Genomic DNA, 18,266 nt, shown 5'->3' with positions numbered 1-18,266 from the left:
CAGTCTACGGGCGGGTTTCCGGCGCCGACCCGGCCCTCGAGCCGGCAGCGCGCCGCTCGCCGGATGCGCCCGCAAGGCCGTCCAGCGTCGCCGCGTGGTCGCGTGCGAGGTCGGCGACGGCGCCGCGGATCGCGGGGTCCTCGCCGCGCGCGAGACCGGCGTACTCCACGCGGAGGCTCGGACCCTCCGGCGTCGCCTTGACCCACAGGCGCCGGCGGGGCACGAACAGCGCGGCCAGGAGGCCGAGGATGGCGAGGACGGCGAAGGCGAGCACCCAGGGGGCTCCGACATCACGGTGCACGGACAGCGAGACGTAGCGCTTGACGGGCTCGGCGGCGCCGGCGGCTGTCTCGTCCTCGAACGTGATGGTGCCGCGGCCGCCGGGCAGGTCGACGGTCTGGCCGGGCGCGAGCTCGAGCGATTCGACGCCGCTGTCGCCGCCGGCGACCTGCGTCATGCCGTCCGGGTCGAGCGTGTAGACGGAGCGCGGGGTGCCGTCGTCGATGCCGAGGTCGCCGGCGTACACCCACAGCGTCATGAGCGGGTTGAGCAGGTCGCCGAACGCCGACGTGACGGCGCCGCTCTGCATCGTGGCGGCGGTGGGGTAGAAGAAGCCGACGAGGCCCAGCTGCTCGTCGAGGCCGTCGGCGATCTTGATGACCCCCTGCGAGGTCATGTTGGCGTCCTGCGGCAGGAACGGGACGGCCTCGCTGAAGACGACCTCCCCCTCCGGGTCGCGCACCGTGACGGTCGGGGCGTATCCGTTGCCCATCAGGTACACGCGGTCGCCGGCGACCTCGAGCGGGTGGTTGACGCGCACGACGCCGTCCCGCGCCTCACCCTCCGGCTCCCGCACGGTCAGGTGGGCGGCGAAGTCGCCGGCCTGCCCCTGCCCGGCCTCGCCGAGGGGGGTGTAGCGGACGTCGAAACGGTCAAGGGTGAGCGTGTACGGCGGCAGGACATCGGTGTCGACGAACCGGCCCGGGTTGAAGGACGTGTACCCGAGCCCCAGCGAGTTCACGAAGCTGTCGTCCTCGGTGATGACCGTCTGCCCCGTGTAGGTGAGGCCGCCGCCGATGCCGACGGCCAGCAGCACGCCGACGAGCGCGCCGTGGAAGACGAGGTTCCCGGTCTCGCGCAGGTAGCCGCGCTCCGCGGAGACGGACGCCACCCCGCCGGCGTCGTACCGCTCGACCCGGTAGCCGGCCTTCTTCAGCTGCGCCTCGGCGGCGTCGATCGCCTGCGCCGCCGCGGCACCGGCATCCGCCCCGCCGGTCAGCTCGACGCGCGCCTCGGCGTGGTCGTCGAGGCGCGACAGCCGCGCCGGCGTCCGCGGCGGTCGCGCCTTCAGCGCCGCCCAGTGGTGCTTGGTCCGCGGGATGACGCAGCCGATGAGCGAGATGAACAGCAGGATGTAGATGGCCGAGAACCACGCGGACGTGTACACGTCGAACAGCTGCAGCGTGTCGAGCACCGGGAAGAGGTCGGGGTTGTCGGTGCGCCACTGCGTGACGCCGTTGGGGTCGGCGCTGCGCTGCGGCACGATCGAGCCCGGGATCGCCGCGATCGCGAGCAGGAGCAGCAGGACGAGCGCCGTGCGCATGCTCGTGAGCTGTCGCCAGCCCCAGCGGATCCACCCGACGAACCCGAGGCGCGGCTGCGCGATCGAGGTGTCCGGAGCGGGCGTGTCGGCGTGATCGGCCGGGCGGAGCGGATCGCTGACGTCAGAGCGGGAGCTGGACACTGCCGATCACCCCCGCGAGCCGGGACATGATCGCGGTCCACAGGCCCGTCACCATGAGCACGCCCAGGATGACGAGCAGCACGCCGCCGGCGATGTTGACGACACGGATGTGCCGGCGCAGGAAGGCCAGCGACCGCGCCGCCCAGCCGAAGCCGACGGCGATGAGCACGAACGGGATGCCGAGTCCCAGCGAGTACGCGAAGGCCAGCACCGCGGCGCGGCCGGGGTCTGCCTGCGAGTAGGCGATGGAGAGGATGGCGGCGTAGGTGGGACCGATGCAGGGGGCCCAGCCGACGCCCATCGCGACCCCGAGGAGCGGCGCACCGACGAGGCCGAGTCCCTGCTTGAGCTGCGGCCGGAAGGTCCGCTGCGCGAAGCCGAACACGCCGAGGAAGACGAGGCCCAGGCCGATGACGACGACCCCGAGGACCCGGGTGATCGCATCCTGGTATTCGACGAAGAGCCGGCCGAGGGAACCGGCGAAGACGCCCATCGCCACGAAGACCACGGTGAAGCCGGCGATGAAGAGCAGCACGCCGAACAGCAGGCGGCCGCGGCCGCCGGCATCCGTCGCCGCCTTCTGCGCCACGCGCACATTCCCCGCGGGAGGCTCCGCGGTCGAGACGCCGGCGTGACGCTCGCCGCGCGGGGCGACGGCGCCGCCGAGGAACCCGAGGTAACCGGGCACGAGGGGCAGGACGCACGGCGAGAGGAAGGAGACGAGACCGGCGAGCGCGGCGATCGGGATCGCGAGCCACAGCGCTCCGTCGAAGACGATCGCGCCCGGGTTCACAGCTCCTCCGCGACGGCGTCGGCGACGAGGGTCTTCAGGATGGAGGCGCTCGCGAGCTGGCCGATGAAGCGCGCCGCGACGCGGCCCTGCTTGTCGAGCACGAGCGTCGTCGGCGCCGCCTGGATCGGGGCGACCGACTGCAGCGCGAGCTTCAGATCGGCGTCGCCGCGGGCGAGGAGCGACGGGTAGGTGATGCCGTACGTGTTCTCGAAGCTCGTCGCCTGCTCGGGCCCGTCGTAGATGTTGATGCCGAGGAACTCCGCGCCGTCGCCGGAGACGGCGCCGTACACCTCCTCCAGGAGCGGCGCCTCGGCGCGGCACGGCCCGCACCCGGCGTACCAGAAGTTGAGGACGAGGACCTCGCCGAGGTAGTCGGCGCTGGAGACCGTCGAACCGTCCACGGCCTCCCCGTCGAAGACGACGGGCTCGCCGCGCTCGGCGAGCGGGATCTCCTCGAACGACCCGTCACCGGAGATGAATCCCTGGTTACTGCCGGATTCGTACAGGTCGGTCAGTCGGTCGTTGGGGCTCGTGCAGGCGGCGAGGGATGCCGTGAGGGCGAGGGCCACCACGGCGGCGGCGAGGCGTCTCATACCGCCCCCACGTCCACGGCGTCGTCGGTGGCGGCCGGTTCGGCGTAGCCGACCTCGCGCCACCGGTCACCGTCGAGCTCGAAGCTCGTCACGCTGGACAGGGCGCAGCGGCGGCGGCGCGGGTCGTGGCGGAGCGGCTCGCCGGCCACGGCGAGGTGCGTGACCCAGATCGGCAGCTGGTGGGAGACGACGACGACGTCGCCGGATGCCGTCCGGCTCCACGCGTCGCGCATCGCGGCGTCCATCCGTCCGACGACCTGCGCGTACGGCTCGCCCCAGCTCGGCAGCGACGGCCGCAGCAGGTGGCGCCAGTTGAGGGGGTTGCGAAGGGCGCGGCGCATGACGGTGCCCTCGAAGACGTTGGTCGGCTCGATGACCCGCTCGTCGATGAAGGGTTCGGCCCCGAAGAGCTCGGAGAACGGCTGCGCGGACTCGCGGGTGCGCTCCAGCGGCGAGGCGACGAGCGCGCCCAGGGGCCGCTTCATGGCGTGCACGTGCTCCGCCGCGGCCCGCGCCATGCGGTGGCCCGCCACGCTCAGCCGGAACTCCGGGAGTCGCCCGTAGAGCACGCGGTCGGGGTTGTAGACCTCCCCGTGGCGCACGAGATGGAGGCGGGCAGCTGGCACCCGGCAAGTCTACGTGGGCGGGCTCTATGGGCGGGCTGAGTGCCCGGGGCACGGGAGGCGGCCCGTCTGCCGCCCGGCCCCGCCCACGTAGACTGGACGATCGTGAGTGAACGCGTTCTCGTCCAGCAGCTGAACAGCCTCCCCGACGGCCCGGTCTCGGTGTCGGGATGGGTGGAGACCGTCCGCGACCAGAAGAAGGTGCAATTCGTCATCCTCCGCGATGAGACGGGTGCCGTGCAGCTGGTGAACCCGGCAACGCGCGCGAACCCCGAGATCGCCGATCAGGATGCTGCTGCGCTCGCGCTCACGTCGCTCATCTCCGAGCTCAGCACCGGGACGTTCCTCACCGTCACGGGTGAGCTCAAGCACGACGAGCGCGTGAAGCTCGGCGGTGTGGAGATCAAGATCGCCACGCTCGACGTCGCCTCCGCCGCCCTGCCGGAGACGCCCATCGCCGCCGACAGCGGGCAGGACAAGCGCATGGACTGGCGCTTCCTCGACCTGCGTCAGCGCCGCAACAACCTCATCTTCCGCGTGCAGACGACCCTCGAGCACGCGATGCGCAGCTACTGGGTGGAGCGCGACTACATCGAGGTGCACTCCCCCAAGCTCATGGCGACGGCCTCGGAGTCCAACGCGGAGCTGTTCTCCCTGGAGTACTTCGGCGACCAGACCGCATACCTCGCGCAGTCGCCGCAGTTCTTCAAGCAGATGGCTCAGGTCGCCGGCTTCGGCAAGATCTTCGAGATCGCCCCCGCCTTCCGCGCCGACCCGTCCTTCACGAGCCGGCACGCGACCGAGTTCACCTCGATCGACGCGGAGATCAGCTGGATCGAGTCGCACGAGGACGTCGCGGTCATGCAGGAGGAGCTTCTGCAGGCGGCGATCCAGGCGGTCAAGGACAAGCACGGCGCCGAGATCGAGGAGCTGTTCGGTCTCGAGGTGCAGGTCCCCGCGATCCCATTCCCGCGCATCCCGCTGGCCGAGGCCCGCGAGATCGTGAAGGCCCGCGGCTACGACATCCCGCGCACCGATGGCGACCTCGACCCCGAGGGCGAGCGCCAGATCTCCGCGCATGTCGAGGAGACCTACGGCCACCAGTTCGTCTTCATCACCGACTACCACCCGGATATCCGCGCGTTCTACCACATGCGCGATGAGGAGACCGGGCTCACGAAGAGCTACGACCTGCTCTTCAAGGGCGTCGAGATCACGACGGGCGCGCAGCGCGAGCACCGCGTGGACGTGCTCATCGAGCAGGCGCGCGAGAAGGGTCTCGAGCCCGAGCACCTCGACTTCTACTTCGACTTCTTCCGGTACGGCGCCCCGCCGCACGGCGGGTTCGGCATGGGCCTCGCGCGCGTGCTGATGCTGCTGCTCGGCGAGTCGTCGATCCGCGAGGTCACCTACCTCTTCCGCGGTCCGACGCGTCTCGCGCCGTAAGGCGCTCGGGAGTCTCGCACCGTCCCGACCGGCGAGCCTCGGTCCCCTTCGGATGTCGGAGCCCCGAGCGATAATGGGCGTAGCCGCAGGCGCCTTCATGCCGACGGTCTGGGTAGAGCAGGACGAAGCCTCCTGACGCATCGACGTCAGGAGCAGCATGGCCGCATCACCCGAACCCATCGACCCGCACGGGCACGTCCATCCGCACGAGTCCATCGAGCCGCCCTGCCCTATCGAGCCGCACTGGGCCGAGCTCAGCGACGTCGTGGCGCAGGCCGAGCGCAACCGTGCAGCCATGGCGCTCCTGCACGCCGAGCGCGCCGAGCTCTGTGCCGCGGCGCTGCGGCTGGTCGAGCAGCGCGTCGCCCAGCGCCGCGCAGCCGGCGTGGGGCGCGGAGAGCCCATCGGTGACGCGATCCCGCTGCGCGAGGTCACGGCGGAGCTGAGCACGGCGTTGCGCGTCTCCGAGCAGACCGTGCAGCGGTGGCTGGGCGATGGCGCCGCCCTCGTCTCCACCTTCCCCGCGACCCTCGCGGCGCTCCGCAGCGGTCGCATCGACGAGCGGCATGCCTCCGCGATCATCGACGCGGGCTCGGCGTTGACCGACGACGATGTGCGGGCGCACTACGAGACCATCGTGCTGGCGATCGCCGAGCAGGCGACGGCACCGGCGCTTCGGCACCACGCGGAGGTCGTCGCCGCCCGGCTGCAGCCCGAGCTGGCCGAGACGCGCCAGCGCCAGGCGCACGAACGGCGTCGGGTGCGGGTCTTCGACCTGGAGGCCGGACTGTCCCGCATGTTGGCGGATCTGCCCACCACAATCGCCCACGCGGTGTTCGATCGGCTCACTCACATGGCAGATGCACTCGACGAAGACGGCGATGAGGACGTCGACGAGGAAGCGGCCGAGCACGCCGGGATCGCTGACGCGGCCACGTCCGCCTCGGCAGACGCGACGGAAGCGAAGCTCTGCGATGGCCGCTCGATGGATCAGCGTCGTGCGGACGTCCTCTGCGACCTGCTGCTGTGCGCCTCGCCGACGGGACACGGCGACCCCGATGCGCTCGGCGCCATCCGCGGCACCGTCCAGGTGACGATTCCCGTGCTGACCCTGGCGGGCATCGGCGGCGAGCCGGCGCTGCTGGCCGGGCACGGTCCGATCGACGCGGCGACCGCGCGACGGCTCGCCGCCCAGGCTCCGGGCTGGGACCGAGTCCTCACCCACCCGCACACCGGCGAGCCGCTCGCAGTGGACCGCTACCGGCCGAGTTCCCAGATCCGCCGCTACCTCGAGGCGCGTGACGAGCAGTGCCGATGGCCAGGATGCCGTCGCTCGGCAGGCCGTTGCGATGCGGACCACACCATCGCTCACGCGGACGGCGGCCAGACCACCCTCGCCAACCTGACCCTGTTCTGCCGCGCGCATCACGTCCTCAAACATGCGTCGCCCTGGCAGATCCGACAGCTCGGCGGCGGCGCACTGGAGTTCATCTCCCCCACCGGTCGCCGCTATCGCAACGACGCCCCGCCGGTCGTGCATTTCGTCCCGCTGCGGCAGCCGTGGAACATCCCGCGCGACCCGGGCGATCCCCCGCCCTTCTGAGTCCCGCCGAGGCCCGCCGGCGTCAGATGGTGAAGTCGACGGCGACGCGCTCGGCGCGGATGCTGCCGATGTACGCGGTGACGTCCTTGTGTGCCGGGTGCACCTGGTAGGCGTCCAGGCCCGCTTCGTCGTCGAAATCGGCGACCAGCACAAGATCCCAGTTCGCGTCCGGCGCGAGCATGTTCGCACCCGCGCTCATCGCTCGCAGCGTCGGCACGACACGCAAGAGTGCATTCAGCTGCCGGGCGGCCTCGGCGGCCTGCTCGGCGCGGGTGCCGGCATCCGATGCCGACAGACGGAAGGCGACGACGTGGCGGATCATTGGTGCTCCTCGGTCAGGGCGGTGCGCAGGCGGTCGGCAGACAGCCGCCAGTGCGCGTGCAGGCGGCCGTCCACGAGGACGACCGGAATCTTCTCCCACCACTGCGCGTACAGCGCCGGGTCGTCGGCGATCGACTGCTCCTCGATCTCGACCTGACCTTCGGGGAGCTCTGCCACAACGGTCTCGACGATCTCACGGGCGACATCGCACAGATGGCAGTCGGGCTTGGAGATGAGGGTGAGCGTGGTCACAGATCCATCCTGGCACCGGTCACCGGGCGGGCGCGCCGGAAACACGAAGCGCCCGCCACGAAGGGCAGGCGCTCGGTGTGGTGGCCGCTTTACTTCTTGTTGCGGCGCTGGTGGCGAGTCTTGCGAAGCAGCTTGCGGTGCTTCTTCTTCGCCATGCGCTTGCGGCGCTTCTTGATGACAGAACCCACGGAAAACCTCACTATGTCTGGGGTCTGGACGCGATACGTTCGCGTCCGGGTACGGGCAATGCGGAAAAATGCCTCAGGTCATTCTAGCCGACATCGGCGATGGGCCGTTGCAGTGCCTCGGTGACCGCCGTCTGGGGTACGCGATAGCTCCGGCCGAACCGCACGGCGGGCAGTTCTCCGGCATGGACGAGACGGTAGACCGTCATCTTCGACACGCGCATGAGATCCGCCACTTCGGCGACGGTCAGAAAGCGCACGTCCGACAGCTCGGCCATCGTGTCCCCTTGTCCCCAGTGGTGTGTCGGCGAATCCTAGGTCGATCTTAGGGGCAGGATACGACGCGTGTAAACCGGTGTGACTCCTGTTGTTCAGCGACCGGGCAGCTTCTTGAGTGCGCTCTCGAAGGCGTGCTTCGCGGATGCCGCGGCACGGCCGACGATGTCGGCGGCGTGGGCCGCCGAGTCCGGCAGTGGCGCCGTCTCCGGCCCGTCCTCTTCGAGGAAGGGGATCAGCCAGTCGTCGAGCACATCCAGCGGTGCGGGCGACAGGCTGTAGTAGCGGTGCTGGCCGACTTCGCGCACCGAGACGAGCTCGGCCTCACGCAGCACCTTGAGGTGCTTGGAGACGGTGGGCTGACTCACGCCCAGGGCGGCGACGATCTGCGACACGCTCGTTCCACGTTCACCGGACCGGGAACGCTCGAGCAGCAGCTGCAGGATGTCCCGACGGGTACCGTCGGCGATCACGTCGAAGATGTCCGCCATGCCCTTAGGTTAGCCCTCGGCCGCGCCGGAGTACCATGACAACGATTCTTCACGAGAGGGGCGTCACATGGCGGGCGATTCCGTCGGTGCGCGCCTCGGGCGCGTGTTCGGTCAGGGGCAGCGCGGCGCCTGGCAGCGCGCGCGCCATGCCGCCACCTCGTCCCCGTCCCGCTTCGCCGTCCTCATCTTCTCGGCGCTCGTCCTGGTCTTCACTGCGCTGTTCTCCCTGCCGATCGCCGCCGCCGACGGGAATCCCACGCCGCTCGCGGATGCGCTGTTCACCGCCGTCTCGACGATCTGCGTCACGGGCCTGTCCACCGTCGACATGGGGACGCACTGGTCCCCCGTCGGCCACGTCCTCGTGTACGTGGGCGTCAACGTCGGCGCCCTCGGTGTGCTGACCCTCGCGTCCATCCTCGGCCTCGTCATCTCCAAGCGCCTGGGACTGCGCGCGAAGCTCATGGCGGCGGGCGATTCGAACCCGCTGCGGGCGCACGGCGGCCCGGTCAACGAGGGTCAGACGGTGCGACTCGGCGAAGTCGGCCAGCTCCTGTCGACCGTCGCCCTGTCCACCCTCGTCATCGAGGCGATCCTCGCGGTTCTCCTCTACCCGTCGCTGATCCTCGGCGGCGTCGACCCGCTGACGGCGCTGTGGGAGGCGCCGTACTACGCGGCGATGTCGTTCACGAACACGGGCTTCACCCCGAACGAGGGCGGGCTCGAGCCGTTCGCCGACAACTACTTCATGCTCACGGTGCTGATGGCCGGCGTGTTCCTCGGATCCATCGGCTTCCCGGTGATCTTCACGCTGTGGCGGCACCAGTGGCACGTGCGCCGCTGGTCGCTGCACGCGAAGCTGACGATCATCACGACGGTGCTGCTGTTCTTCGTCGGAGCCGGCGTCTTCGTCCTGCTGGAGTACGAGAACCCTGCGACCTTCGGGAGCCTGGACGCGTGGGACACGACGTTCCAGGCACTGTTCCTCTCCGCCATGACTCGCTCCGGCGGCTTCTCCATCATCGACATCGGGGAGCTGAACGGCTCGTCCCTCGTCGCGGCGTCGATGCTCATGTTCGTCGGCGGCGGCTCGGCCTCGACGGCGGGCGGCATCAAGGTGACGACCCTCGCCGTCCTCGCCCTCGCCGTGTGGTCGGAGGCGAAGGGCCGCCCCAGCGTCGAGGCGTTCGGCCGCCGCATCCCCAGCGACGTCCAGCGCGTGGCCCTGTCCGTCGTGGCCTGGGGATCGACGATCGTCGCCCTGTCGACCATCACGATCGCACAGCTCACGAAGGCTCCCGTCGAGATGGTGCTCTTCGACGTCATCTCGGGATTCGCGACCGTGGGGCTGTCCACGGGGATCACCGCCGAACTGCCGGACTCGGCGGTCTACGTCCTGGCGCTGACGATGTTCATGGGGCGCGTTGGTACAGTGACTCTCGCCGCGGCGGTGGCCGCGACGTCCCGTACGCAGCATTATTCGCTGCCGGTGGAAAGGCCGATCGTTGGTTGAGCAGATCCGGGGCGATGCCCCCGTTCTCGTCATCGGCCTCGGCCGATTCGGCGCCGCCTGCGCAGGGGAGCTGGACCGCCTCGACCGCGAAGTCCTCGCGATCGACGCGAACCTCGAACTCGTGCAGAAGTGGTCCGAGCGCGTCACCCACGCCGTGCAGACCGATGCACGCAACATCGAGGCCCTGAAGCAGATCGGCGCGCAGGACTTCCAGGTCGCGATCGTCGCGACCGGCTCGTCGATCGAAGCATCCGTGCTCATCACGGCGAACCTCGTCGACCTGAAGATCCCGCAGATCTGGGCCAAGGCCGTGTCGCAGTCGCACGGCAAGATCCTCGCCCGGGTGGGCGCCAATCACGTCGTGTACCCGGAGCGGGAGGCCGGAGAGCGCGTCGCGCACCTCGTGAGCGGCCGGATGCTGGACTTCATCCGCTTCGACGACGACTTCGTCCTCGCCAAGATGTACCCGCCGAAGTTCATCCGCGGAGTCGGCCTCAACGAATCCGGCGTCCGCACGAAGTACAACGTCACGGTCGTCGGCGTGAAGAGCCCCGGCAAGCCGTTCCGCTACGCCGAGGCGAACACGATCGTCACCAACCACGACCTCATCATCGTGTCGGGAACGAACTCCGACATCGAGCGGTTCGCGGCGCTCGACCGCTGAGCAGCCTCAGGCGCCGGCAGCGAGCTCGCGCGACCGCGCGAGCGCCGCATCGGTGGCCGCGCCGAAGAGGTCCGCGAGGTGCGCGTCCTGCAGCACCGCGATGGCCCGTTCCGTCGTCCCCTTGGGGCTCGTGACCCGGCGCCGTAGCTCCGCGGGGTCCTCCTTCGTGGCATCCAGGAGCGCCGCGGCGCCGATGAACGTCTGCTCCACGATGAGGCGCGCGTCCGCGTCCTCGAACCCCTTGGCGCGCGCCGCGGCGGTGAGCTCCTCGATCAGGAGGAACACGTAGGCCGGCCCCGACCCGGAGATCGTGCCCAGCGCGTCGATCTGCTCCTCGGCGAGCTCGATGACGGCGCCGCACGTCTCGAAGAGGCGCCGGATGACGGCGACGTGCTCGGCCGTCGCGGCGCGGCCGGCGGCGATGCCGGTGACGGCCTTGCCGACGACGGCGGGCGTGTTCGGCATGGAGCGGATGACGGGGACGTCGTCGCCGAGGACGGACGCGAACGTCGCCAGCGTGACGCCGGCGGCGAGGCTCACGACGACGGTGCCGGGGCGGACGCCGGGGGCGATCTCGCGGAGCAGGTCGGGCACCATCGCGGGCTTCACTCCGATGAGGATGATGTCGGCCGCGGCCGCCGCCGAGCGGTTCCCGTCGGGGTCGTCCTCGAGCGCGACGGAGGTCACTCCGGCGAGATCGGCGAGTTCCGTCGCCTTCGCGGCGCTGCGGTTCGTGGCCGTCAGCGCCCCGGCCACGCCGGAGCGGACGAGCCCCTGCAGGATCGCACCGCCCATCGAGCCGGCGCCGAGGATCGCGATCGAGGGGAGCGTGTCGTCTGCCATGCCCCCATCCTCGCACCCGCGAGGGAGCCGGTGCGCCCCGCCGCCGGCAGGACCTGAAAGCCCGTTCACATGAAAAGGGCGCGGGTCTATAGTCGGGTTCATGAGGCCATTCGACGGAATCACCACCCGACTCGTCGACACGGATCGACTGAGCGTCAACATCCTGGAGCGGGACGGCGACGACCCGGCCACACCGCCCGATCGCACCGTGGTGCTGATCCACGGCAACGTCTCCTCGAGCCTGTTCTGGCAGGAGCTCATGCAGGACTTGCCCGGCGACCTCCGGGTCATCGCGATCGATCTGCGGGGGTTCGGGGGCACCGAGCATGCCCCCATCGACGCGACGCGCGGCGTCCGCGACTTCAGCGACGACATCCACCTGACGCTCACCGAGCTCGGCATCGACGCGCCCCACCTCGTCGGCTGGTCGATGGGCGGCGGCGTCGTCATGCAGTACGCGCTGGACCACCCCGTCCGCTCGCTCACCCTGCAGGCACCGGTCTCGCCGTACGGCTTCGGCGGCACACGCCGCGACGGCACCCGGCTCACCGACGACGACGCCGGGTGCGGCGGGGGCGGAGCGAACCCCGACTTCGTGCAGCGACTCACCGACGGCGACCGCACCGATGACGCCCCCACCTCCCCGCGGAGCGTCTTCCGGTCCGGCTACGTCGCGCCCGGCTACACGTCACCGCACGAGGACGTGTGGGTCGAGTCGATGCTGACCACGTCCACCGCGGTCGCCAACTACCCGGGCGACGGGGTCGACAGCGAGAACTGGCCGGGTTTCGCCGCGGGCGACACGGGCGTGCTCAACACCATGGTCCCGAAGCACTTCAACGTGTCGGGAATCGTGGACCTGCCCGTCAAGCCGCCGATCCTGTGGGTGCACGGCACCGTCGACGCCATCGTCTCGGACACCTCGTTCTACGACCTGAACTATCTCGGGCAGATCGGCGTCATCCCCGGCTGGCCCGGCGAGGAGATCGCTCCCGCGCAGCCGATGGTGTCGCAGACGCGGGACGTGCTCGACGCGTACCGCGCCGGCGGCGGGCAGGTCACCGAGGTGACGATGGAGGGCGTCGGCCACTCCCCCCACCTGGAGCGGCCCGCCGAGTTCCGCCGCGCCCTCCTGGAGGTCATCGGCTACATCGGCCACCCGGCATCCCCGGCACCCATCACCGAGGCGATCATCATCAGCTCCTCCGACTGAACCCTAGACTCGTCGTCATGAGTGCATCCGGCGGCAGCAAGGCGATCATCGCGGCGTTCCTGGCGAACATGGGCATCGCGATCGCGAAGTTCATCGCCTGGTTCCTCTCCGGCTCGGCGTCGATGCTCGCCGAAGCGATCCACTCCGTCGCCGACTCCGGCAACCAGCTCCTGCTGCTTCTCGGCGGCCGGAAGGCGCGCAAGGAGGCGGATGCGGAGCATCCGTTCGGCTACGGTCGCGAGCGGTACGTCTACGCCTTCGTCGTGGCGATCATCCTGTTCTCCGTCGGCGGCCTCTTCTCCATCTACGAAGGCGTCGACAAGCTGACGCACCCGCACGAGCTGGAGAACGTCTGGATCCCGATCGGGGTCCTGCTGATCGCGATCGTGCTGGAGGGCTTCTCGCTGCGCACCGCCATCCGCGAATCGAACCACGTGCGCCGCGAGGGCCAGTCCTGGGTGTCGTTCGTGCGGCATGCGAAGGCGCCGGAGCTGCCCGTCGTGCTGCTGGAGGACATCGCGGCCCTGACCGGCCTCGTCTTCGCCCTCTTCGGCGTGGGCATGACCGCCATCACGCACAATCCGATCTTCGACGCCATCGGCACCCTCATGATCGGCACGCTGCTCATCCTGGTGGCCATCACCCTCGGCATCGAGACCAAGAGCCTGCTCGTCGGCGAGGGCGCGAACCCGGACGACCATGCGGCGATCGTCCGGGCGATCGAGGCCGGCGGCGAGATCCAGCGCCTCATCCACATGAAGACCCTCTACCTCGGCCCGGACGAGCTGCTCGTCGCCGCGAAGCTCGGCTTCCCGCACGACAAGGCGCTCGGCGAAGTGGCTCTCGACATCGACACGGTCGAGCGGCGCATCCGGGATGCCGTCCCCGCCGCGCGCGTGATCTACCTGGAGCCCGACATCGTGCGGCGCGAGGCCGGCGTCCCCGCCCCGCCCACCGACACGATCGTCATGCCCTCGAGCGACTGACCGGCCACCGGCCGGCCGTCAGCGCCGCGCGTCGAAGAACTCGCGCAGCAGGCGCGCCGCGTCGTGCGCACGGACCCCGCTGACGACCTCCGCGCGCACCGGCAGCCGCCGATCGCGCACGACGTCGTACAGGGACCCGGCCGCACCGGCCTTGTCGTCCCACGCGCCGAACACGAGGCGCGAGACGTGCGACTGCAGCACGGCGCCGGCGCACATGACGCACGGCTCGAGCGTCACCGTCAGCGTGCACCCGTCGAGGTTCCACGTCCCGCGCGCGGCGGCGGCCTGCCGCAGGGCGACGACCTCCGCGTGCGCCGTGGGGTCGCCGGTGGCCTCCCGGAGATTGCGTCCTTCGCCGATGACCGTGCCGTCGGCATCCGTCACGACGGCCCCCACCGGTACGTCGCCGGCGGCGCCGGCCGCGGCGGCGAGCTGCAGGGCGCGGTCCATCGCGGCGGAGTCGTGGGCCGAGACAGTCACAGCATCAGAGTAGGCCCCGGTAACCTGGTCCCATGCGTGTCCACGTCGCCGACCACCCGCTCATCACCCACAAGCTCACGGTCCTGCGCGACGCGCACACCTCGTCGCCGGTCTTCCGGCAGCTGACCGAGGAACTCGTCACCCTCCTGGCCTACGAGGCGACCCGTTCGGTCCGCGTCGAGGACCACGAGATCCAGACCCCCGTCACCACGACGATCGGCGTCAAGATCAGCGAGCCGCGTCCGCTCGTCGTCCCGATCCTGCGTGCCGGGCTCGGGATGCTGGAGGGCATGGTCAAGCTCCTCCCCACGGCCGAAGTGGGCTTCCTCGGGATGGCGCGGGACGAGAAGACGTTCGAGCCGACGACCTACGCCGAACGCCTCCCGACGGATCTCAGCGACCGGCAGTGCTTCGTGCTCGACCCCATGCTCGCCACCGGAGGCTCGCTCGGCGCCGCCATCGACTTCCTCTTCGCCCGCGGGGCGCAGGATGTCACCGCGATCTGCATCCTCGCCGCTCCGGAGGGTCTCGCGGCCATCGAGAAGCAGGTGGGCGACCGCGATGTGACCCTCGTGCTCGGTGCCGTCGACGAGCGGCTCAACGAGCAGGGGTACATCGTGCCCGGACTCGGCGACGCCGGCGACCGCCTCTACGGCACCGTCTGACCCCCCTCGAGGCGGAAGCAGGCGAGCCCGCCCGTCAGGCCGCGCCGACCAGACGCGCGAACGCACTGAGCCGCGCGACGCCGTCCGGCGTGCGAGGCAGGTCGTCCAGGAGCCCCGTCGAGTAGACGACGTACGCCGTGTGCATGGCACGGGAGACGCCGACGTTGAGGCGGTTCTGCAGCAGCAGGAACTCCAGCCCCCGCGGTGCGTCCCGGCCCGACGACGCGGCGAGGGACACGATGGCGACCGCGGCCTCCTGGCCTTGGAACCGGTCGACCGTCCCCACCGGGACGTCGGCGAACCCGGCCGCGGCCAGCGCCTCCTCGACGAGGACCTGCTGGGCGTTGTAGGGCGTCACGATGATGATGTCCGCCGCGGTCAGCGGACGGGGTGCGGCATCCGCATCCGGCGTCCATGCGCTTCCCACGAGGTCGCGCACGAGTCCGACGACGACCTCCGCCTCCTCGGGCGACTGTGTCGCGTTCCCGACGTGGGTGAGGGGGACCGGGATGACGCCGGGCGCGACGCCGGCCAGCCGGCGCCCCGCGGTGCACTCGTGGGCGGCGAGCTTGCCCTCGTAGGACAGCTGCGACACGGGGGCTGCGACCTCGGGGCGCATGCGCCGGGTCTGGGCGAGGAAGTAGCCGCGGTCGGGCGGGATGACGGCGGCCCCATCCATCACCCATCCGAGCGCCGACGTGTCGACGGGCTCGGGATGCGTGCCCTGGCTCACCTGCGGCAGCTGCTGCGGGTCGCCCAGCAGCAGGAGCCGCTGCGCGGCGACCGAGACGGCGATCGTCGAGGCGAGCGAGAACTGGCCGGCCTCGTCGATGACGAGGAGGTCGAGGCTGCGCCGCGCGATGCGCCCGCCGTGGCTGAGGTCCCAGGCCGTCCCGCCGACGACGAAGCCCGCGGGCTGGTCGGCGATGTAGGCGGCCATGGCGTTCTTGGCGATGACGGTGAAGGACTCCGACCCGGTGGCCGGTCCCTTCGGCGCCTTCGCGACCTGCGCGCGGGGCACGCCGGCCTCCACAATCCGGTCGAGCATGTGCTCGACGACGGCGTGGGACTGGGCGACGACGCCGACCCGGAAGCCCCGCTCGCGGACGAGGCGCGCGACGACGTGCGAGCCGACGTAGGTCTTCCCGGTTCCGGGCGGGCCCTGCACCGCGAGATAGCTGCGGTCGAGGTCCGCGAGCGTCCGCACGATGTCGGCCACGTCGTCGCCTCCGCCGCGCGCGAGCGCGCCGCTGCCCGTGCGCGGCGGGCGCCGCAGCAGAAGGTCGGTGGCGGGGTCTGCCGGGAACGCCGGCGTCGCCTGGATGACGCCGTCGGCCCACTCGTCGATCGCGGCCTGCTGGCTGCCTGCCTGAGGCGGCGCCGCCGGCGTCAGGGCGACCGGGAGCTCGGCCCACGTGAAGCCCTGGATGGCGTTCTCCTCCACGATCACACCGTCATCCAGCACGTCCACGATCCGCACGGACCGGGCCGTGTGGATCCACCGCGGGTTCGTCTCGACGGGGAACGGCGCCGGCAGCTCGTAGACGGCGTAGGGGCTGGCATCCACGCTCAGCCGCGTGCCGGGGGCGACCTCCCCGCGCAGCTCCACGATGCGGCGGATCGCGCGCGCTCCCTCGGGCAGGTGCCAGTCGGTCAGGATCCGGCAGCGGTCCCGGTCGATCACGACGACGTCGCGGGTGTCCTCCCACACCGTCACGGGCTCGCGCAGGCGCAGGAAATGCGTCGCCCAGAAGGTCTTCGCCTCCCGCGGGTAGTAGTCGATGGCTGCGGAGCCGAGGCGGAGCGCCGCGGACTGCTGTTCGTCGTCGACGGCGGCGGCGAGACGGCTGAGGGTCTCGGCGCGCGGTGACGGCTCGTACGCGCGCTCATCGGCGTCCGGCTCGAGCGACGGACGCAGCTGCGCCCCCCGCGCCCGGTCGACGAGCCAGTCGCGGAGCCGCCGGGTGGAGACGCAGTCGTAGCGGTTGTAATCGGCGAGGTCGTCGAGGATCCGCTGCGCGGACGTGTCATCGCCGGCCTCGGCGTGGCTGCGCGCCTCCACGTACTTCACGATCGAGTCGTCGCCGCGCTGCACGTCGCTCGTGCGGACGTCGGCGCCCATGTAGAGCGGCTCGAGCTTCTTGATCGAGTACGACCGGGACCCGACGCGCAGCGCGCGCCGCACGACGGGATACAGGTCCACGAAGACGCCGTCGCGGAGCAGCCGGTCGACGTCGCGCTCGCGCACGCCGTGCCGTGCCGCCATCGCCAGCAGGTGGGTGGGCTCGTAGGGCGCGTAGTGGTAGATGTGCATCCCCGGATGCTGCGCGCGGCGCAGCGCCACGAGGTCGAGGAAGTCCTCGAGCGCCCGGCGCTCGTCGGCGAAGCTGTGCGCCCAGAGCGACGAGTACACGTCACGGGTGTCGACCCAGCCGAAGAGGTAGTCGATCCCCCACTGCGGCGTGCCCCCCTCGGTGTAGAGCGGGTCGCCCTCGAAGTCGAAGAACAGGTCGCCGTGGTCGGGGCGCGGGAGGGCGCCGAGGGCCTTCGGGAAGACGACCTCGAACGTGGGCACGGGCGGCAGGGCCTTGTCGCCGTCCGTCGCCTCAGGTGGGGTGGGCGGGTCCGCGGGAGCGATCGCGACGATGCCTCCCGCGGGGCTCGCCACCTGCAGCCGCGCCTGGGTGCGGAGGTTCGCGAACGTATCCGCAGACATGCGGGCCGGCGGCGCGTCGGCCGTGGTCAGGTCGTCGATGGTCCGGATGCCGGCCGCGCGGAGGCGCTCGCGCTGCACCGGGCGCATCCCGGCGACGAGGAGCAGGTCGCGGTGCGCGATGACCTCGAGGTCGCACGTCGCACACCGCCCGCACGCGATGACCCGCAGCGCGCCGCGGTCATCGCCCCACGCGATGGCCGCGCCGGCCGCGCCTGCGGCCAGGTCACGGTCGGCGATGAGCGCGCGCAGCCGTGCGCGGCGCAGGGCGTAGACGGGGTGCAGGTCGCGCACGGCGTGGGTGGAGACGGTGCCGTCGCCCAGCAGCAGCTCCACGCGTTCCGACCGGGGCACACCCAGCCGATCGAGCTGGTCGGCGTATGCCGCGAGCTGCATGAGCGCGGTCACGCGGGCGTGCCGCGCGAGCTTGGTGTCCTGCACGATCCAGCTGCCGTCCTCATCGCGAACGAGGAAGTCGGCGAACCCGACGAACTCCTCCGTCGCGAACGCGGCCTGGTACACGACGGCCGCGTCCGAGGCGAGCGCCTCCCCCGTCAGCGCGACGGCGCGGGCGAGGCCCTCGGCATCCGACGACCGCGTCTCGGGGATCTCGATGACGCCGTCCGGGAACCGCTCGCGGTAGGCCGCGAGGACCCGAAGCTCATGCTGCGTGCCGAGCCGCCCGGCGCGCTCCAGCGTCAGGTCTTCGGGGTCTTCGACGGGAGCGACCCGCCCGAGCTTCGCGTCGATCGCCCGCAGCCACGCGAATTCGCATTCGGCAGCGGCTTTGAGATCGCTCGCGCTCCAGACGATCCGGCCTTCGTCCTCGATGTATCGCATGTTCCCCTTCCGGAATCGACACTAG

The 18,266-nt window shown here is 70.9% G+C and carries 19 protein-coding genes; 7 read left to right on the top strand and 12 right to left on the bottom strand.

Features of this window, described 5'->3' with window-relative positions; translation table 11 throughout:
* Window positions 1-4: 4 nt before the first annotated feature.
* Genes resB through BR85_RS00445 form a run of 4 tightly spaced genes read right to left on the bottom strand, consistent with a single transcriptional unit; the run spans window position 5 to window position 3,756 of the window.
* A complete protein-coding gene (resB, locus tag BR85_RS00460; protein WP_028496978.1) occupies window positions 5-1,744 on the bottom strand; it encodes a cytochrome c biogenesis protein ResB in 1,740 nt (579 codons plus the stop codon).
* Entirely contained in the window at window positions 1,725-2,537 is an 813-nt protein-coding gene (locus BR85_RS00455; RefSeq protein ID WP_028496979.1) for a cytochrome c biogenesis CcdA family protein, read from the bottom strand. Before BR85_RS00455 ends, resB begins: the two co-directional genes overlap by 20 nt.
* The gene (locus BR85_RS00450) at window positions 2,534-3,130 is read right to left on the bottom strand and encodes a TlpA family protein disulfide reductase (protein WP_028496980.1); all 597 of its coding nucleotides are present in this window, start codon (window positions 3,128-3,130) and stop codon (window positions 2,534-2,536) included. The genes BR85_RS00455 and BR85_RS00450 overlap by 4 nt, the downstream gene beginning before the upstream one ends.
* Window positions 3,127-3,756 (bottom strand): histidine phosphatase family protein, encoded by a 630-nt coding sequence (locus BR85_RS00445; RefSeq protein ID WP_028496981.1) that lies wholly within the window; start codon window positions 3,754-3,756, stop codon window positions 3,127-3,129. The genes BR85_RS00450 and BR85_RS00445 overlap by 4 nt, the downstream gene beginning before the upstream one ends.
* A gap of 102 nt (window positions 3,757-3,858) precedes the next feature.
* Here BR85_RS00445 and aspS point away from each other — a divergent pair, with 102 nt between their 5' ends.
* Together aspS and BR85_RS00435 are read left to right on the top strand one after the other, a co-directional pair.
* Window positions 3,859-5,199: an aspartate--tRNA(Asn) ligase gene (gene aspS, locus BR85_RS00440; protein ID WP_028496982.1), complete on the top strand. Its 1,341-nt coding sequence runs from the start codon at window positions 3,859-3,861 to the stop codon at window positions 5,197-5,199.
* Window positions 5,200-5,356: 157 nt separating this feature from the next.
* On the top strand, window positions 5,357-6,802 hold the full coding sequence (locus BR85_RS00435) for an HNH endonuclease signature motif containing protein (protein WP_051526376.1): 1,446 nt from the start codon (window positions 5,357-5,359) through the stop codon (window positions 6,800-6,802).
* A gap of 22 nt (window positions 6,803-6,824) precedes the next feature.
* Here BR85_RS00435 and BR85_RS00430 read toward each other — a convergent pair whose 3' ends face one another.
* The 5 genes from BR85_RS00430 to BR85_RS00415 all read right to left on the bottom strand — a co-directional run bounded on the left by BR85_RS00430 (window position 6,825) and on the right by BR85_RS00415 (window position 8,327).
* The gene (locus tag BR85_RS00430; RefSeq protein ID WP_028496983.1) at window positions 6,825-7,124 is read right to left on the bottom strand and encodes a Dabb family protein; all 300 of its coding nucleotides are present in this window, start codon (window positions 7,122-7,124) and stop codon (window positions 6,825-6,827) included.
* Window positions 7,121-7,375 (bottom strand): glutaredoxin family protein, encoded by a 255-nt coding sequence (locus BR85_RS00425; RefSeq protein WP_028496984.1) that lies wholly within the window; start codon window positions 7,373-7,375, stop codon window positions 7,121-7,123. Before BR85_RS00425 ends, BR85_RS00430 begins: the two co-directional genes overlap by 4 nt.
* An 89-nt stretch (window positions 7,376-7,464) precedes the next feature.
* Entirely contained in the window at window positions 7,465-7,563 is a 99-nt protein-coding gene (locus BR85_RS15075) for a 30S ribosomal protein bS22 (protein ID WP_003792170.1), read from the bottom strand.
* Window positions 7,564-7,646: 83 nt separating this feature from the next.
* The gene (locus BR85_RS00420; RefSeq protein WP_028496985.1) at window positions 7,647-7,838 is read right to left on the bottom strand and encodes a helix-turn-helix domain-containing protein; all 192 of its coding nucleotides are present in this window, start codon (window positions 7,836-7,838) and stop codon (window positions 7,647-7,649) included.
* A gap of 93 nt (window positions 7,839-7,931) precedes the next feature.
* Window positions 7,932-8,327 carry an ArsR/SmtB family transcription factor gene (locus BR85_RS00415; protein WP_028496986.1) on the bottom strand — a complete coding sequence of 132 codons (396 nt, stop codon included), beginning with the start codon at window positions 8,325-8,327 and terminating at the stop codon, window positions 7,932-7,934.
* 67 nt (window positions 8,328-8,394) lie between these two features.
* Here BR85_RS00415 and BR85_RS00410 point away from each other — a divergent pair, with 67 nt between their 5' ends.
* Window positions 8,395-9,837, top strand: coding sequence for a TrkH family potassium uptake protein (locus tag BR85_RS00410; protein WP_028496987.1), 1,443 nt, complete (start codon window positions 8,395-8,397; stop codon window positions 9,835-9,837).
* Window positions 9,830-10,501 (top strand): potassium channel family protein, encoded by a 672-nt coding sequence (locus BR85_RS00405; protein WP_028496988.1) that lies wholly within the window; start codon window positions 9,830-9,832, stop codon window positions 10,499-10,501. Before BR85_RS00410 ends, BR85_RS00405 begins: the two co-directional genes overlap by 8 nt.
* Before the next feature lie 6 nt (window positions 10,502-10,507).
* On the opposite strand, the gene proC is transcribed toward BR85_RS00405, so the two are convergent.
* Window positions 10,508-11,344, bottom strand: a complete 837-nt coding sequence (gene proC / locus BR85_RS00400) for a pyrroline-5-carboxylate reductase (protein WP_028496989.1) — start codon at window positions 11,342-11,344, stop codon at window positions 10,508-10,510.
* Window positions 11,345-11,444: 100 nt separating this feature from the next.
* Here proC and BR85_RS00395 point away from each other — a divergent pair, with 100 nt between their 5' ends.
* Complete coding sequence (locus tag BR85_RS00395) at window positions 11,445-12,557, top strand: alpha/beta fold hydrolase (protein WP_028496990.1); 1,113 nt, start codon at window positions 11,445-11,447, stop codon at window positions 12,555-12,557.
* A gap of 17 nt (window positions 12,558-12,574) precedes the next feature.
* Window positions 12,575-13,543, top strand: a complete 969-nt coding sequence (locus BR85_RS00390; protein WP_028496991.1) for a cation diffusion facilitator family transporter — start codon at window positions 12,575-12,577, stop codon at window positions 13,541-13,543.
* Between the two features lie 18 nt (window positions 13,544-13,561).
* Here the strand turns inward: BR85_RS00390 and BR85_RS00385 are convergent, their stop codons facing one another.
* The gene (locus tag BR85_RS00385) at window positions 13,562-13,993 is read right to left on the bottom strand and encodes a nucleoside deaminase (RefSeq protein ID WP_028496992.1); all 432 of its coding nucleotides are present in this window, start codon (window positions 13,991-13,993) and stop codon (window positions 13,562-13,564) included.
* Window positions 13,994-14,055: 62 nt separating this feature from the next.
* Between BR85_RS00385 and upp the strand changes: the two genes are divergently transcribed.
* Complete coding sequence (upp, locus tag BR85_RS00380) at window positions 14,056-14,688, top strand: uracil phosphoribosyltransferase (protein WP_028496993.1); 633 nt, start codon at window positions 14,056-14,058, stop codon at window positions 14,686-14,688.
* A gap of 34 nt (window positions 14,689-14,722) precedes the next feature.
* Here upp and BR85_RS00375 read toward each other — a convergent pair whose 3' ends face one another.
* Window positions 14,723-18,241, bottom strand: coding sequence for a TM0106 family RecB-like putative nuclease (locus tag BR85_RS00375; protein WP_028496994.1), 3,519 nt, complete (start codon window positions 18,239-18,241; stop codon window positions 14,723-14,725).
* Between the last annotated feature and the right edge of the window lie 25 nt (window positions 18,242-18,266).

The sequence above is a fragment of the Microbacterium sp. UNCCL10 genome, from assembly GCF_000746195.1.
Lineage (GTDB): Bacteria > Actinomycetota > Actinomycetes > Actinomycetales > Microbacteriaceae > Microbacterium > Microbacterium saccharophilum.
The sequence above is the reverse complement of the archived record's forward strand: the minus strand, read 5'-3'. Positions and strand labels throughout refer to the sequence as shown.